This window comes from Geobacillus sp. LEMMY01 (assembly GCF_002042905.1).
Classification (GTDB): domain Bacteria; phylum Bacillota; class Bacilli; order Bacillales; family Anoxybacillaceae; genus Geobacillus; species Geobacillus proteiniphilus.
This window is the reverse complement of sequence record NZ_MVKA01000016.1, coordinates 1-13,084: the sequence shown is the minus strand read 5'-3', so window position 1 is coordinate 13,084 and position 13,084 is coordinate 1. Positions and strand designations below refer to the sequence as shown.

10 protein-coding genes, 11 tRNA genes, 1 rRNA gene and 1 pseudogene are annotated in these 13,084 nt (G+C 53.1%); 21 read left to right on the top strand and 2 right to left on the bottom strand.

What is annotated here, in order from left to right:
* The first annotated feature begins 9 nt into the window (after positions 1 to 9).
* Complete coding sequence (gene cshA / locus B1A75_RS09250) at positions 10 to 1,413, top strand: degradosome RNA helicase CshA (RefSeq protein WP_074044162.1); 1,404 nt, start codon at positions 10 to 12, stop codon at positions 1,411 to 1,413.
* Between the two features lie 11 nt (positions 1,414 to 1,424).
* Here cshA and B1A75_RS09245 read toward each other — a convergent pair whose 3' ends face one another.
* Positions 1,425 to 2,042: a rhomboid family intramembrane serine protease gene (locus tag B1A75_RS09245; RefSeq protein WP_074044161.1), complete on the bottom strand. Its 618-nt coding sequence runs from the start codon at positions 2,040 to 2,042 to the stop codon at positions 1,425 to 1,427.
* A 113-nt stretch (positions 2,043 to 2,155) separates the two neighbouring features.
* On the opposite strand from B1A75_RS09245, the gene acpS reads away from it, so the two are divergent.
* The 7 genes and pseudogenes from acpS (at position 2,156) to B1A75_RS09210 (ending at position 9,865) form a co-directional block, all read left to right on the top strand.
* Positions 2,156 to 2,536: a holo-ACP synthase gene (acpS, locus tag B1A75_RS09240; RefSeq protein ID WP_074044160.1), complete on the top strand. Its 381-nt coding sequence runs from the start codon at positions 2,156 to 2,158 to the stop codon at positions 2,534 to 2,536.
* 79 nt (positions 2,537 to 2,615) lie between these two features.
* The gene (locus tag B1A75_RS09235; RefSeq protein WP_074044159.1) at positions 2,616 to 3,629 is read left to right on the top strand and encodes a LolA family protein; all 1,014 of its coding nucleotides are present in this window, start codon (positions 2,616 to 2,618) and stop codon (positions 3,627 to 3,629) included.
* A 248-nt stretch (positions 3,630 to 3,877) separates the two neighbouring features.
* Positions 3,878 to 5,032, top strand: coding sequence for an alanine racemase (gene alr, locus B1A75_RS09230; protein WP_033024535.1), 1,155 nt, complete (start codon positions 3,878 to 3,880; stop codon positions 5,030 to 5,032).
* Between the two features lie 126 nt (positions 5,033 to 5,158).
* Positions 5,159 to 5,440 carry a CopG family ribbon-helix-helix protein gene (locus B1A75_RS09225; RefSeq protein ID WP_013144044.1) on the top strand — a complete coding sequence of 94 codons (282 nt, stop codon included), beginning with the start codon at positions 5,159 to 5,161 and terminating at the stop codon, positions 5,438 to 5,440.
* Positions 5,441 to 5,444: 4 nt separating this feature from the next.
* Positions 5,445 to 5,795, top strand: a complete 351-nt coding sequence (gene ndoA, locus B1A75_RS09220; protein WP_003253417.1) for a type II toxin-antitoxin system endoribonuclease NdoA — start codon at positions 5,445 to 5,447, stop codon at positions 5,793 to 5,795.
* A 650-nt stretch (positions 5,796 to 6,445) separates the two neighbouring features.
* Positions 6,446 to 7,559 (top strand): annotated as a pseudogene (tnpB, locus tag B1A75_RS09215) (IS200/IS605 family element RNA-guided endonuclease TnpB).
* A 140-nt stretch (positions 7,560 to 7,699) separates the two neighbouring features.
* Positions 7,700 to 9,865: a Tex family protein gene (locus B1A75_RS09210; RefSeq protein ID WP_074044158.1), complete on the top strand. Its 2,166-nt coding sequence runs from the start codon at positions 7,700 to 7,702 to the stop codon at positions 9,863 to 9,865.
* 18 nt (positions 9,866 to 9,883) lie between these two features.
* On the opposite strand, the gene cmpA is transcribed toward B1A75_RS09210, so the two are convergent.
* Positions 9,884 to 9,997, bottom strand: coding sequence for a cortex morphogenetic protein CmpA (cmpA, locus tag B1A75_RS19320; protein ID WP_013144046.1), 114 nt, complete (start codon positions 9,995 to 9,997; stop codon positions 9,884 to 9,886).
* A gap of 89 nt (positions 9,998 to 10,086) precedes the next feature.
* Here cmpA and B1A75_RS09205 point away from each other — a divergent pair, with 89 nt between their 5' ends.
* The 13 genes from B1A75_RS09205 to B1A75_RS09140 form a co-directional block, all read left to right on the top strand.
* On the top strand, positions 10,087 to 10,536 hold the full coding sequence (locus B1A75_RS09205; protein ID WP_074044157.1) for a SprT family protein: 450 nt from the start codon (positions 10,087 to 10,089) through the stop codon (positions 10,534 to 10,536).
* A 622-nt stretch (positions 10,537 to 11,158) separates the two neighbouring features.
* A tRNA-Asn gene (locus tag B1A75_RS09195) sits at positions 11,159 to 11,233 on the top strand.
* Positions 11,234 to 11,240: 7 nt separating this feature from the next.
* Positions 11,241 to 11,333, top strand: a tRNA-Ser gene (locus B1A75_RS09190).
* Positions 11,334 to 11,352: 19 nt separating this feature from the next.
* Positions 11,353 to 11,424, top strand: a tRNA-Glu gene (locus B1A75_RS09185).
* Between the two features lie 32 nt (positions 11,425 to 11,456).
* Positions 11,457 to 11,532: transfer RNA gene (locus B1A75_RS09180), tRNA-Asp, on the top strand.
* A 14-nt stretch (positions 11,533 to 11,546) separates the two neighbouring features.
* Positions 11,547 to 11,621, top strand: a tRNA-Gln gene (locus B1A75_RS09175).
* Positions 11,622 to 11,903: 282 nt separating this feature from the next.
* A tRNA-Lys gene (locus B1A75_RS09170) sits at positions 11,904 to 11,979 on the top strand.
* A gap of 5 nt (positions 11,980 to 11,984) precedes the next feature.
* A tRNA-Leu gene (locus tag B1A75_RS09165) sits at positions 11,985 to 12,066 on the top strand.
* Between the two features lie 15 nt (positions 12,067 to 12,081).
* Positions 12,082 to 12,164, top strand: a tRNA-Leu gene (locus tag B1A75_RS09160).
* Between the two features lie 76 nt (positions 12,165 to 12,240).
* Positions 12,241 to 12,317: transfer RNA gene (locus tag B1A75_RS09155), tRNA-Arg, on the top strand.
* A gap of 4 nt (positions 12,318 to 12,321) precedes the next feature.
* Positions 12,322 to 12,395 (top strand) — tRNA-Pro (locus B1A75_RS09150).
* A 169-nt stretch (positions 12,396 to 12,564) separates the two neighbouring features.
* Positions 12,565 to 12,638 (top strand) — tRNA-Gly (locus B1A75_RS09145).
* Between the two features lie 249 nt (positions 12,639 to 12,887).
* A 16S ribosomal RNA gene (locus B1A75_RS09140) occupies positions 12,888 to 13,084 on the top strand; the annotation flags it as partial.

The window sequence follows — 13,084 nt, the reverse complement described above, 5'->3', positions numbered from 1 at the left end:
TGAATAACATTGACGACATTTCAAGAATTAGGATTAAGCCAAGAAGTGATGAAAGCGATCGAGCGGATGGGGTTTGAAGAGACGACTCCGATTCAAGCGAAGACGATTCCGCTCAGCCTGCAAAATAAAGACGTAATCGGCCAAGCGCAAACCGGAACGGGGAAAACAGCGGCGTTTGGCATTCCGATCGTTGAGAAAGTGAATGTGAAAAACAGCGCCATTCAGGCGCTTGTGGTCGCGCCGACGCGTGAGCTCGCCATTCAAGTATCAGAAGAGCTATACAAAATCGGCGCCGTCAAGCGCGTGCGCGTCTTGCCGATTTACGGCGGTCAAGATATCGACCGGCAAATCCGCGCTTTGAAAAAGCATCCTCATGTGATCGTCGGCACGCCGGGCCGCATTATCGACCATATTAACCGTGGGACGCTTCGCCTTGACCATGTGCATACGGTCGTTCTCGATGAGGCGGATGAAATGCTCAATATGGGCTTTATCGAAGATATTGAGGCGATTTTAAGCCATGTGCCGGCCGAGCGGCAGACGTTGCTGTTCTCGGCGACGATGCCGGATCCGATTCGCCGCATTGCCGAGCGCTTCATGAACGAGCCGGAGCTTGTCAAAGTGAAGGCAAAGGAAATGACCGTGCCGAACATTCAACAGTACTACTTAGAAGTGCACGAGAAAAAGAAATTTGACATTTTAACGCGGCTTCTTGATATTCAGGCGCCGGAGCTCGCGATCGTGTTCGGCCGCACGAAGCGGCGTGTCGATGAGCTGGCGGAGGCGCTCAACTTGCGCGGCTATGCAGCGGAAGGCATTCACGGCGACTTAAGCCAGGCGAAGCGGCTGTCGGTGCTGCGCAAGTTTAAGGAAGGAACGATTGAAATTTTAGTGGCGACGGATGTCGCAGCGCGCGGCTTGGATATTTCTGGCGTGACGCACGTGTACAACTTTGATATCCCGCAAGACCCGGAAAGCTATGTCCACCGGATTGGGCGCACCGGGCGCGCCGGCAAGACAGGGGTGGCGATGACGTTTGTCACTCCAAGGGAGATCGGCCAGCTTCACCATATTGAGCGGACGACGAAGCGGAAAATGGAGCGGATGAAGCCGCCGACACTTGATGAGGCGCTCGAAGGCCAACAGCGCATCGCTATCGAAAAGCTTCTCAACGTCGTTGAGACCGAAAACCTGTCATTTTACAAACGGGCAGCGGAAGAATTGCTTGAAGAGCACGATTCGGTAACGATTGTCGCTGCCTGCTTGAAAATGTTGACGCGCGAGCCAGATACGACGCCGGTGCAGTTGACGGAAGAGCCGCCTTTAGCGGTCAAGCGGGAGAAAAAACGGGGCGGACGCTCGGACGGCTCAGCCCGCAGCCGGACGAAAAAACGGCGGATTACGGCGCATTAAGCGCCGTTTTTTCATAGCCGAGGCATGTAAAACGACGGCCGCTTGGGGCGGATGGACAAAAAGGGGGCAAGCAGGCCGCCGACGGCGAAGCCAAATAGATGGGCCAATAAATTCCCATCTGGTGTCATGATGCCAAGCAGCAAATGAACCGCCATGACCGAAAGCAACAGCTGGGCGTGGCGGGGGGCGACTAAGTCGCGGCGGAATAGGGCGAGGTAGCTGTACATGCCAAACAAGGCGAAAATGGCGCCTGACGCCCCGACATGGGTGTACAGCGGCGGCAGAAGGAATAAAGTGGCGACATTGGCGCCGATTCCGCCTCCGATATACAGAAACAAAAACTTTCCTTTCCCAAGTGCGCGCTCCAGCCAGGGGCCAAACAGCCATAAGGACAAACTGTTGGCGGCCATATGGTGGAAATCGCGATGCAGCACGAGCGGGCTGACAAGCCGCCAGTACTCTCCATGGCGAATAGCGCCGTTCGTCCCGACGGCGTATTGCCAAATGGGCTCAAGCGCTGTCAAGGGAAGAAAAAACAACAGCCATGCGGCGATATGGACCAACAACAAGGCGGCAACGACGGGATAAAGGCGGACAAATGAGCGGACATCGCTTGCATGTTGAAACACGGGTTGGTCTCCCTTCTTCGCGGAAATGGGGCGTTTTTTATAAGCCATCTTATGCGGATCTCTCATAAAAAATTTGTACGACCATCAGGGCGGATAGGATAGGTGAGGAAGCAGTGATCGTCGGCATCGGCATTGATATTGTAGAGTTGGAACGGATCCGCTCCCTTCTTGAGCGGAGCCGCAAATTTCCGGAGCGAATTTTGACGCCGCGCGAAAAAGCGCAGTTTGGCGAGTTGCCGCCCGCAAGACAGGCAGAGTTTCTCGCCGGACGATTTGCGGCTAAAGAAGCGTACGCCAAAGCGCTCGGAACGGGGATCGGGCGGCATCTATCGTTTCAAGACATCGAGATCGTTTCCGATGAGCACGGAAAGCCGAGCATTGCTGCCCGCCGCGATGGCGAGACGGTTCATCTGTCCATTTCCCATAGCCGCGATTACGCCGTCGCCCAAGTCATCATTGAGCGCCTTGGACCGACCGATGCTTGCCATGGCTAGTCTGCATATTCCCGACAGTTGTCTCATATATTGTAGTGCATGGGCAGAAATCGATATATGAGGCAAAGGGGTTGAAGCGATGGGCAGAAACGTGCTGATGGCATTGGTCGGCATCATTTTTCTGTTTGCTTTGGCTGGCTGCGGGTCGAAATCGCAGGAAGAGGTGCTCAAGTCGCTTGATGAAAAGATGGATGAGATGACGGGCTATCAGGCCGAGGCGAAAATGACGTTCCGCACCGGTGAGAAGCCGCAAGTGTATCATGTCGAAGTGTGGCACAAGCAGCCGTCCTACTACCGCGTCAGCTTGAAAAACGCCGACAAAGGGCAAAGCCAAATGATTTTGCGCAATGACGAAGGGGTGTTCGTCTTCACGCCGGCGCTCAACAAAAGCTTCAAGTTTGTGAGCGATTGGCCGAAAAACAGCAGCCAAGCGTATTTGTACGAATCGCTCGTTAAAGACATTTTGAGCGATTCGAAGGCGAAGTTTAAGGCGACGAAAGACTACTATGTGTTCGAGACAAAAACGAACTACCCGAACAGCGAAGTCGTTCCCACCCAAGAGATTACGCTGCGCAAAAAAGATTTGGCCCCCGTCTCGGTCAAAGTGATGGATACGGACCGGAAAGCGCTGTTGACGGTCGAGTTTTCCAACGTCGAGTTTAACAAAAAGTTTGACGATGATGCGTTTGATACAAAGAAGAACATGACTGGAGCGCGCCTTGAGGTGCCGACGATGGCGGAAGGAAAAGAGCAAGTGATGGCCGTCATGTACCCGAGTCAGCTTCCGAAAGGGGTTCAAGCGCTTGAGGAAAAAGAAGTGAAAGGTGAAAACGGCACGCGCGTCATTATGACATTTGGCGGCAAAAAATCGTTTACGCTCGTGCAAGAAAAAGCGGATGTGCTTCCGGCGACAAGCATGCCAGTGCTTGTCAACGGCGACCCGGTTGATTTAGGATTCACCATTGGCGCCCTCACCGACCGAACGTTGACATGGTGGTACAATGGGGCGGAGTTTACGCTCGCCTCGGACGATTTGACGCCGGAAGAAATGGTGATGGTCGCCAGCTCAGTGCAAGAAAAAGCGGCAAAATGACAGTGCGGTTTTGCAAACAGGCGGCTCTCCGCGTTGAAGCGGAGAAGCTGCTTTTTGTTTTTGTGCAGAAGCAGTGAAGGCATGCCAGTGGACGAATTGTTGCTATCTCCAATGTTTTCCGCCGTTTTTCTCATTTTTCCGCCGCTCATCCTATTCCTTCTTCCCCAGGAACATGGTAAACTAAAAAAGGAATCCAATCGATTCAAGCGCTTTCAAACTGGCTATGACTAGAAAGGCAGCGAGAGAGGATGGACGAGTTTCACCGCGATACGTGGGTGGAAATTGATCTAGATGCCATCTACGACAACGTCGCGAATTTGCGCCGCTTTTTGCCGGAGGGCACGCAAATTATGGCCGTTGTCAAGGCGAACGCCTACGGGCATGGCGATGCCCAAGTGGCGGCAACGGCGCTCGAAGCGGGCGCTTCCCGCTTGGCCGTCGCCTTTTTGGACGAGGCGCTTGCCTTACGAAAAAAAGGCATCGATGCCCCGATTTTAGTGCTTGGGGCGTCTCGTCCCGAGGATGTGGCGTTGGCCGCCGAACACCGCATCGCCTTAACCGTGTTTCGCTCTGATTGGCTCGAGGAGGCGTCATCGCTGTATAACGGTTCGACCCCGATTCATTTCCATTTAAAGATGGACACAGGAATGGGACGGCTTGGGGTTAAAGACGAAGAGGAGACAAAGCGAATAGCGGCCTTGATCGATCGCCATCCGCCCTTTGTGCTTGAAGGGGTGTATACGCATTTTGCGACCGCTGATGAAGTGAATACGGATTACTTTTCTTATCAATACGCCCGCTTTTTGCATATGCTTGACTGGCTGCCGTCGCGGCCGCCGCTCGTTCATTGCGCCAACAGCGCGGCGGCCCTTCGTTTTTCCGATCGAGCGTTCAACATGGTTCGCTTTGGCATTTCGATGTACGGGCTCGCCCCATCGCCGGACATCAAGCCGCTCCTCCCATACGAATTGAAAGAGGCGTTTTCGCTCCATAGCCGCCTCGTACACGTCAAAAAGCTGCAACCAGGCGAAAAGGTGAGCTACGGTGCGACGTACACCGCGCAGACGGAAGAGTGGATCGGCACGATTCCGATCGGTTATGCGGACGGCTGGCTGCGCCGCCTGCAGCACTTTCATGTGCTTGTTGGCGGGCAGCGGGCGCCGATCGTCGGCCGTATCTGCATGGATCAATGCATGATCCGCCTGCCGGGGCCGCTGCCTGTCGGAACGAAGGTGACATTAATCGGCCGCCAAGGGGACGAAGTCATTTCCATCGATGATGTCGCCCGCCATTTGGGCACAATCAATTATGAAGTGCCGTGCACGATCAGCTACCGGGTGCCCCGTATTTTTTTCCGAAATAAGCGTATAATGGGAGTGAGAAACGCCGTTGGTCGCGGATGAAGCGATGCATAATCTGTTTCGGAAGACAAAGGATAGAAAATGGAGAAATGACTTTGCAGCGCCGTTGTTTAATGGTATCATGAAGTGGAAGCAATCAATGGCTGCAGTTCGTGGAGGTGTATATTTGTGTCGGAATCTGGCGCAACAACGGAAATCGTCGTTCGTTTGCCGCAGTCGCTGCTGACAGAACTGGACGTGCTCGTAAAGCAGGAAAACGGCAACCGCAATGAACTCATTTATCAAGCGACGAAAATGTACATTCGCGAGCGGAAAAAACGGCAAATTCGCGAGGCGATGAGACGAGGCTACATGGAAATGGCGAAAATCAATTTATCTATCGCTTCTGAAGCGTTTCATGCTGAATACGAGGCCGACCACACCGTTGAACGCTTAGTTAGCGGGGGGTAATGCTTTGATTGTCAAACGTGGCGACGTGTATTTTGCGGACCTTTCCCCGGTTGTTGGCTCGGAGCAGGGCGGCGTGCGCCCCGTGTTGGTGATCCAAAACGATATCGGCAATCGTTTTAGCCCGACGGTGATTGTCGCGGCGATTACGGCGCAAATCCAAAAAGCGAAGCTGCCGACGCATGTCGAGATTGACGCGAAGCGCTACGGGTTTGAACGCGATTCGGTCATTTTGCTTGAGCAAATCCGCACGATCGACAAGCAACGACTGACCGATAAAATCACTCATTTGGATGATGAAATGATGGATAAAGTCGATGAGGCGCTGCAAATTAGCTTAGGACTGATCGACTTTTGATAGGAGCGAAAAACCTTTGCTTTTGGCATAACAGCGAACAGGAGAAAACGGCGTTTTCGGTTGCCAACGGGCGGCCGAGTGGATGGGGAAAGCGGCGTTGACGTGCGGCATCGGTCTTGATTATCGAGTGTTCACACCAATGGCGGAGATGGACAGATCGGTCTCACCAATCGCAATCGGGGAAAGCCCATGCAAGGCGTAGACCGTCTTTAGACATGGGATCAACCGGTTTTTGATGCAGTCAAAGATGGCATCCTATTTGCGAGGAAAGCGCCTTGAATCGGGCGCACAGGGCGCAAAGCACCATCAGAGGTGTTTGTCATGAAAGTCTTGCGGAACAAGGGGGAGTTCTGCACGCAGGCGTACGAGCAACCTTTTCGTACGCAAGAACCCCACGATTTTAGTTTCTGGTAGATTCAGGAAACGATCTGTCCCTCCATTTTCATCTATGTATACTGTTTCACAAAGCAGCTGCGTACAGGTAGCGCTTTTTTTATCATCCTAAACCGAGAAGACCCCCACTTCCACGCGTGAGCGTCAGTGGGGGATGAATCGGTATTCGTCATCGATCTTCCTCTTGCCTCAACAGAACAGAAGGTGTAAAATGGATAAGAATAGAACGCACGTTCCCTGATGTGGGAGGGAAGATCATGCATAAAGCCTACCGCTTTCGGTTGTATCCCACCCCAACACAAGCGAAGCTCATCAACCAAACGATCGGGTGCTGCCGGTTTGTGTACAACCACTTTTTGGCCGAGTGGAATCAGGCGTATGAAACCATCGGAAGAGGACTCGGCTACCACGAGTGTTCCAAGCGGCTGACCGCCTTAAAGCAGACTCTTCCGTGGCTGAAGGCGCCCGATTCGACCGCCTTGCAAAACGCGCTGCAACAGTTGGACGAGGCGTTTGACCGATTCTTCGATGGAACGGCGAACGCTCCCCGCTTTAAAAGCAAAAAACACCCGAATCAATCGTACACCGCCCAGTGCAACTACCCAAAGAAAGGGCGCCCATCGATCGAAGTGGACGGCCATCGCTTGAAACTCCCGAAGCTTGGATGGGTGAAGTTTGCCAAAAGCCGTGAGGTGGAAGGCCGCATTCTCTCCGCCACCATTCGTCGAAACCGAACAGGGAAGTATTTTGTCTCCATCCTCGTAGAAACGGAAATCCCTCCATTACCGGCAACGGACAAGCAAGTGGGTATCGATTTGGGATTGAAACATATAGTGGTGCTTTCCACAGGCGAAAAGATCGAACACCCCCAGTATTGGCGCCGATACGAAGAGAAGCTGGCGTACTCCCAGCGGGTGATGGCCCGCCGGAAGCCGGGTGGTTCGAACTGGCAGAAAGCCCGCTTGAAAGTGGCTAGGCTTCATGAGAAAATTGCCAACTGCCGGAACGATTTCCTGCACAAACTGTCCACCCGCCTCATCCGCGAAAACCAAGTGGTGTGCGTGGAGGACTTGCGCGTCAAGAGCATGCAGAAGAATCGCAAGCTGGCCAAATCCATTTCCGATTCCGCGTGGGGGGCGCTTTCTCAACATGCTCGAGTATAAAGCGAAATGGTACGGGCGGACGGTGGTCCGTGTCGGCCACACGTTTCCATCGAGCCAATTGTGTTCGTGCTGCGGGCACCGGCAAGTTGAGGTGAAATCGCTCGACATCCGCGAGTGGGTGTGCCCAAACTGCGGAGCCGAACATGACCGGGACCATAACGCCGCCCGAAATATTTTGCAGGAAGGGCTTCGTTTGCTGTTTGGGTAAGACAGCTCAACCGTGGGACGCACGGGGATGGCTTGGTGGACAGCCTGCCGTGGGGCGGGTGTTCCCAGGAATCTCCCACCTCGAAGCGTTAGCGTAGGTGGGAGAGCGTTCAAGTCCAATATCATTAAGGAGGGAATCGCTTGGCTAACGAACAGCGGCTCATTGAAGTAATTGCCGCCGAGCAGCAGCTGGCAGCGAAGCAAGTCGAAAACGTCATTGCGCTCCATCGAGAAGGGAACACAATCCCGTTTATCGCCCGCTACCGGAAAGAAATGACTGGGGCGCTCGATGAAGTGCAAATTCGTGAAGTGCTTGAGAGATGGGAGTATTTGCAGCATTTAGAGCAACGGAAAGAGGAAGTAATTCGCCTCATTGATGAGCAAGGGAAGTTGACGGAAGAGTTAAAGCGCGACATTCTTGAGGCCACGAAGCTGCAACAAGTCGAAGATTTATACCGTCCATATCGGCAAAAACGGCGCACAAAAGCAACGATCGCCAGGGAAAAAGGGCTTGAGCCGCTTGCGGATTGGCTGCTTTCCTGCCCTGCCGCCTCGGATCCAAAAGAGAAGGCGAAAGCGTTCATCAACGAGGAAAAAGGAGTCTCGACCGTTGATGAGGCGCTGCAAGGGGCGAAAGACATCATCGCCGAAAAAGTGGCCGATGACGCTGCTCTTCGTCAATGGGTGCGCGACGAGACGCGGCGGAAAGGAACGATTGCTTCGGTTGCCAAAGCGCCGGAAAAGGACGAAAAGAGTGTGTACGAAATGTACTACGACTACGAGGAACCTCTCGCTAAAATCGTTCCGCACCGCGTGTTGGCGTTAAACCGCGGTGAAAAGGAAGAGGTGCTGCGCGTCTCGATCAAGGCGCCTGTTGAGGACATCATTCGCTATTTGCGGCGAAAAACAGTCGCTGATGAATCGTCCCCGGCCGCTCCCATCGTGGCAGAAGCGATCGAGGACGGATACAAGCGGCTGATGGAGCCTGCCATTGAACGCGACATCCGCAACGAGTTGACGGAAAAAGCGGAGGAGCGGGCCATCCATATTTTCGCTGAAAACTTGCGCAAACTGCTTCTCCAGCCGCCGCTCAAAGGAAAAACGGTGCTCGGCATCGACCCAGCCTATCGGACCGGGTGCAAGCTCGCCGTTGTCGACGAAACGGGGAAACTGCTTCGCATTGACGTGATCTATCCGCATCCGCCGCAAGAGCGAAAAGAAGAGGCGCGCGCGAAACTTCTTCGCCTGCTTGATGACTATCACGTTGACATGATCGCTATTGGCAACGGAACAGCATCTCGGGAAACCGAACAGTTTGTCGCCGACACGCTGAAGCATGTGCAACGCGATATCTTTTATTTGATTGTCAATGAAGCAGGAGCGAGCGTCTACTCTGCTTCCGACCTTGCACGCGCCGAGTTTCCCGACCTGCAAGTCGAAGAGCGGAGCGCCGTCTCGATCGCCCGCCGCGTCCAAGACCCGCTCGCCGAGCTTGTCAAAATCGATCCAAAATCGGTCGGCGTCGGCCAATACCAGCACGATGTGTCGCAAAAAAAGCTCGCCGAATCGCTCCGTTTCGTCGTCGAGACGGTCGTCAACCAAGTCGGCGTTAACGTCAACACCGCCTCCGTCTCCCTGCTTCAGTACGTGTCCGGGCTCACGAAAACCGTTGCAGAAAACATCGTCAAGCGTCGCGAAGAACAAGGAAAATTCCGCAGCCGCGAAGAGCTGAAAACGATTCCTCGGCTCGGAGCGAAAACGTACGAGCAGTGCATCGGCTTTTTGCGCATCGTTGATGGCGACGAACCGCTCGACCGCACGCCGATTCACCCCGAGCGGTACGCGGAAGTGAAGCAGCTGTTGCGTAAGTTAGGATTTACGACCGCCGCCATTGGCAGCGATGAACTGCGCAAGGCGCTGCAAGCCATCGAGATTGAGACGGTGGCAGCCGAGCTTGGCATCGGCGAACTGACGCTCCGCGATATCATCGATGCCTTATGCCGCCCAGAGCGCGACCCGCGCGACGAGCTGCCAAAGCCGCTATTACGCAAAGATGTGTTGAAGATGGAAGATTTGAAGCCAGGCATGGAGCTGGAAGGAACCGTGCGCAACGTCGTTGACTTCGGCGCCTTTGTCGACATTGGGGTCAAACAGGACGGGCTCGTGCACATTTCCAAACTAAGCAAACAATACGTGCGCCATCCACTCGATGTCGTTTCGGTCGGCGACGTCGTCAAAGTATGGGTCGAGCATGTCGATGTGGCGAAGGGAAGAATATCGCTGTCGATGGTGCCGCCGGAAGAGTGAAATGGAGAAAGCACTGCCTCAGGAGCAGTGTTTTCTCCGATAAAAAAACCAGCATTGGTTCAACAGTTTAATTTGCTCACGGTTTTTCTCATAGTAGGCTCGTCTCATCTGATTTTTCAGCCATGTAGGCAAAATCAGTCACCTCCCTAACAGTGGAACGGTAATATATATGTATGTAATGGTGAATTGTCCTGTGCCAAAAGATGAAGGAGAGACCCACTATGGACCAAAAGCAGCTGCAAGCCCTTGTCGAACAAATTTCCATTCGCGTGTTCGGCAAGCCGTTCCGCCATACCGCTTTCTTTAACCCTCGTTTGCGCACCACCGGCGGGCGCTACATGTTGCAAACGCACAACATTGAGCTCAATAAAAAACATTACGACATGTACGGTGAAGAAGAACTCATTGCTATCATCAAACACGAACTATGCCATTACCATTTGCACCTCGAAGGGAAAGGCTACCGTCACCGCGACCGCGACTTCCGCGAACTGCTGCAAAAAGTGGGGGCGCCTCGCTACTGCCGTCCGCTTATCCGAAATACAAAAGCGCCGAAAACGATCTACACATACATTTGCACGTCATGCGGCCTCACCTACCGCCGCAAAAGACGGATCAACATAGACCGTTATGTTTGCGGCCGCTGCCGAAGCAAGCTCAAACTATCCTAGACTCCCATGACAGAAAAATTTGGTTGCCATCGGAAGGATGAAAATATCTCTATGTCGAATATTGCGGTTTTACACATTTTGAAGCTCAGGTATTTTCAGAGTAGATGCAATTTGAAACTTTAACATTTGCGGCTTTTACATAGCCCCGGCATTTGATCGACTGTCGGGCGACTGAACAACGCCGCTTTCAGACCCATGCATGGGTCTGTGAAGCGGGTGGTTGTTCGGTCTTCCGTCACGCCTTGGTGTTCGTCAGTCGAGAAAATAGACAAGCTACTTTTTCGTCAAGGATATGTTAAACTATAATGTCCAGTCAACGCCAATAATCAAACAAAACATTTTTCGAAAACAGGTTGACAATCAAGATGATCGTGTGCTAAATTATAAAAGCCGTCGCCAAACGGCGGAAAACAGCAGAGCAAGTTGTGGGAAAACGTATTGACAAACGACAAGCTGCTCAATATAATAAACAATGTCGATTGTCAAACATCATTCCGCAATAGCTCAGCGACGAGCAAAGGCATCATCGAATATGCTACGAGTTGCCTCGACGCATCCAGCTTCTTTGAATTGGCTGGAAGAGGAAGAGGTAATGAGCTAACAGTATTGTAATCATCAACATTCCGCAATAGCTCAGCGGTAGAGCAACCGGCTGTTAACCGGTAGGTCGTAGGTTCGAATCCTACTTGCGGAGCCATTTCTTTGGAGAAGTACCCAAGTGGCTGAAGGGGACGGTTTGCTAAACCGTTAGGTCGTGGCTTTACGGCGCGCGGGTTCAAATCCCGCCTTCTCCGCCACTCCGATACGTATATGCGTGGCCCGTTGGTCAAGTGGTTAAGACACCGCCCTTTCACGGCGGTAACACGGGTTCGAATCCCGTACGGGTCACTGAATAGCGCGGGGTGATCCCCGCGATTTGTGGTCCCGTAGTGTAGTGGTTAACATGCCTGCCTGTCACGCAGGAGATCGCGGGTTCGAGTCCCGTCGGGACCGCCATTGCACTAAATCGCTGGGCCATAGCCAAGCGGTAAGGCAACGGACTTTGACTCCGTGATGCGCTGGTTCGAATCCAGCTGGCCCAGCCATTTTTATGTGTTACATACATGAGCCATTAGCTCAGTAACGAGCGCTACATCTTCGAGTTCGTTGCGAGTTGTCCCGACGCATCCAGCTTCTTCGAATCGCTGGTAGAGGAAGGGACATCGTTATCTTAGAGTGTTATTGTAACTATGAGCCATTAGCTCAGTAGGTAGAGCAACGAGTGAAGCATCATCGAATCCGCTTCGAGTTGTCCCGACGCATCCTGCATCTTCGAATCAGCTGGCAGAGGAAGGGACATCGTTATCTCGGAGTGTTATCTAACCCATGAGCCATTAGCTCAGTAGGTAGAGCATCTGACTTTTAATCAGAGGGTCGGAGGTTCGAGTCCTCCATGGCTCACCATATTAGCGGGTGTGGCGGAATTGGCAGACGCACCAGACTTAGGATCTGGCGCCTCACGGCGTGGGGGTTCAAGTCCCTCCACCCGCATTGATTAGTCAATATGCGGTCGTGGCGGAATGGCAGACGCGCTAGGTTGAGGGCCTAGTGGGGGCGACCCCGTGGAGGTTCAAGTCCTCTCGACCGCATTTTTTAGATAAACTATTGACAGCAACACAGTGAGTTGCTAAAATGAAATCCGTCTCTTTGGTGCAATAATCTATTGCGCTCGTAGCTCAATTGGATAGAGCATCTGACTACGGATCAGAAGGTTAGGGGTTCGAATCCTCTCGAGCGCGCCATCATCGGGAAGTAGCTCAGCTTGGTAGAGCACATGGTTTGGGACCATGGGGTCGCAGGTTCAAATCCTGTCTTCCCGATTTTGTTAAACTAAATATTATGCGGGTGTAGTTTAGTGGTAAAACCTCAGCCACGAGCCTTCACTTCGCCGAATACGCTTCGAGTTGCCCCGACGCATCCAGCTTCTTTGAATCGGCTAGCAGAGGAAGGGGCATGAAAGAGTGTGGTGGGTGTTTAATCAAAAATTATGCGGGTGTAGTTTAGTGGTAAAACCTCAGCCTTCCAAGCTGATGTCGTGGGTTCGATTCCCATCACCCGCTCCATGAAGAGTCATAGGATTATTTCGTTCCTTGAAAACTGAACGAAACGAAGCGCAATAGAAAAGCTGAGGCGCCGTAATTTCGCCTAAAGGCAGCCCGCGTCCTGCGGGCAACGGCGAAATATCGCCATCCTGGCGATCTCGAAGCCAAATGTTCTTCACCCGCAGGGGTGCTTCCCCCCCGAGGGGGAAGGTGATTTGGCAGAAGAGAGCTAGGCGCCGAAGCTGGACAATGCGAAAAGCCAATCAACTTTCTTTGGAGAGTTTGATCCTGGCTCAGGACGAACGCTGGCGGCGTGCCTAATACATGCAAGTCGAGCGGACTGGATTGGAGCTTGCTCTGATTCGGTCAGCGGCGGACGGGTGAGTAACACGTGGGCAACCTGCCCGCAAGACCGGGATAACTCCGGGAAACCGGAGCTAATACCGGATAACACMGAAGACCGCATG

Bases quoted from the DNA above. Each gene is read 5' to 3' on its own strand.
- B1A75_RS09235 (WP_074044159.1), top strand. From the start codon at position 2,616: ATGGGCAGAAACGTGCTGATGGCATTGGTCGGCATCATTTTTCTGTTT.
- alr (WP_033024535.1), top strand. From the start codon at position 3,878: ATGGACGAGTTTCACCGCGATACGTGGGTGGAAATTGATCTAGATGCC.
- B1A75_RS09205 (WP_074044157.1), top strand. From the start codon at position 10,087: ATGGACCAAAAGCAGCTGCAAGCCCTTGTCGAACAAATTTCCATTCGC.